This is a genomic window from Nocardia sp. NPDC052112, from assembly GCF_040680135.1.
In the GTDB taxonomy this organism is placed as follows: Bacteria; Actinomycetota; Actinomycetes; order Mycobacteriales; family Mycobacteriaceae; genus Nocardia.
The window spans coordinates 1-2,109 of record NZ_JBFAWD010000060.1 but is presented as its reverse complement, the minus strand read 5'-3'; the positions used below and the strand labels follow the sequence as shown (position 1 = coordinate 2,109).

Genomic DNA, 2,109 nt, shown 5'->3' with positions numbered 1-2,109 from the left:
CACGGCTGTGTTGATCGTTCGCTCGCTGCGCTCACTCATGCCCCCGCCTCGCTAACACTCGGCTCCGGCGTGACCATGCACATGGCTGTGTTGATCGTTCGCTCGCTGCGCTCACTCATGCCGAACCCGCCGCCCGTGCGCCGTCGAGCACGGCATTGGCCAGCTGCAGATCGAGCCGGGTAGTGATCTTGAAAGCCATGGGGTCGCCCGGAATGGTGCGCACCCGGGTGCCGAGCAGTTCGACCAGACCGGCGTCGTCGGTGGCCTGCAGGCGCTCGTCGGCGTAGGCCGCGCGCAGCAAGTCGGCGGCGAAACCCTGCGGAGTCTGAATGGCGCGCAGACCGGCGCGGTCGGGCGTACCGGTGACCTCGCCGCCCGCGTCGACGGATTTGATGGTGTCGACCACCGGCAATGCGGGCACGACGGCTTCGGCGCCCGCGCGCAGCTCCGCGACGACCCGAGCGATCAGCTCGGGCGGGGTCAGGGCGCGGGCGGCATCGTGCACGAGGAAGTGGGCGGCATCGGGGGCGGCGGCGATACCGCAGCGCACCGAATCGGTGCGCTCGGCGCCGCCGATGACCACGCGCACCGACCCCGAGGGCGGCAGCAGGGCAACGGCGCTCTCGACGAGTTCGGTGGGGACCATCACGATGATCCGGTCGACCACCCCGGAGGCGATCAGGCCGTCGACGGCCAGCCGGACCATAGGTCTGCCGCCGACCGTGACGAACGCCTTGGGTGTGGATTCACCCAGACGAACGCCCCGGCCGGCGGCAGGAACCAACGCAACGACGGATCCGTCGCTGTTAGAAACGTTCACGGTCAGGAAGCCGCGGCGAGAACCTCATCGAGGAGCGTCTCGGCCTTGCCGTCATCGGTCCCCTCGGCGAGCGCGAGCTCACCGACGAGGATCTGCCGGGCCTTGGCCAACATCCGCTTCTCACCCGCAGACAGACCGCGGTCCTGCTCCCGACGCCACAGGTCGCGAACGACCTCGGCCACCTTGTTCACATCGCCGGAGGCGAGCTTCTCCAGGTTGGCCTTGTAGCGGCGAGACCAGTTAGTCGGTTCTTCGGTGTGCGGCGCACGCAGCACCTGGAAGACTCGGTCGAGACCCTCCTGGCCGACGACGTCGCGCACGCCGACATATTCGGCGTTTTCTGCGGGAACGCGAACAGTCAGGTCACCTTGGGCGACCTTGAGGACCAGATACTCTTTTTGCTCACCCTTGATGGTGCGAGTCTCGATTGCTTCGATCAGCGCCGCTCCGTGGTGGGGGTAAACGACGGTGTCTCCGACCTTAAAAATCATGTGTCCCGTGCCCCTTTCGATGTTCACAGTTTAACATGCGACTCGGTAACGGCGCGATCAACTGTGCAGGTCAGGGCCACAACGAGCCGCCCGCTGGGGTTGACAGAACCGGCGCGGTGTGCATTGCGTTGTGCCAGAACAGGTTATCGACCGACACGGACAGCACGCCGGACGGTCCGCGACCGCAGCAGCGTGTCCGCAACTCCGCCGCCGATCCGGAAAACCGTTACGCAACGGATGCCGAGCTCGGAGTGTCCGAACCTGCCAGCTCTGGGAACCACCGCCGAGCGACCGAAGAGTTCGCGGCCCGTCCCGTGTCCGAACCGTCGAAGCCCATGCGACGAAGTCACGAGACTCACCCATCCGGCGCGTGTACACCAAGTGCCGAGCGACCCGCACGGAGCGACAGCACGGAGCGACAGCACGGAGCGACAGCACGGAGCGAGTCTTACGAGCGACCGTTCGCGACCCGTCCCGCGTCCGAGCCGTCGAAGCGGATGCGCCGCAGGCACGGGACTCACCCGTCTGGCGCGTATACGTCGGGTGCCGGACACTCCGCTAGCAGTGACCACCACGGAGCGAGTCTTACGAGCGAGGTTCGCGACCCGTCCCGCGTCCGAGCCGTCGAAGCGTATGCGCCGCAGACACGAGACTCACCCATCCGACGCGCCTACACCCGGTGCCGAACACCCCGCTATCAGTGACCACCACCGAGCGAGTCTTACGAGCGACCGTTCGCGGCCCGTCTCGCGTCCGAGTCGTCGAAGCGCATGCGACGAAGTCGCGAGTCTCGACGGC

At 67.0% G+C, this 2,109-nt stretch carries 2 protein-coding genes; both read right to left on the bottom strand.

Features of this window, described 5'->3' with window-relative positions; genetic code table 11:
• Window positions 1–115: 115 nt before the first annotated feature.
• A complete protein-coding gene (gene ispD / locus AB0L58_RS42715) occupies window positions 116–820 on the bottom strand; it encodes a 2-C-methyl-D-erythritol 4-phosphate cytidylyltransferase (RefSeq protein WP_364397376.1) in 705 nt (234 codons plus the stop codon).
• A 2-nt stretch (window positions 821–822) separates the two neighbouring features.
• Window positions 823–1,311: an RNA polymerase-binding transcription factor CarD gene (gene carD, locus AB0L58_RS42710; RefSeq protein ID WP_011206964.1), complete on the bottom strand. Its 489-nt coding sequence runs from the start codon at window positions 1,309–1,311 to the stop codon at window positions 823–825.
• Between the last annotated feature and the right edge of the window lie 798 nt (window positions 1,312–2,109).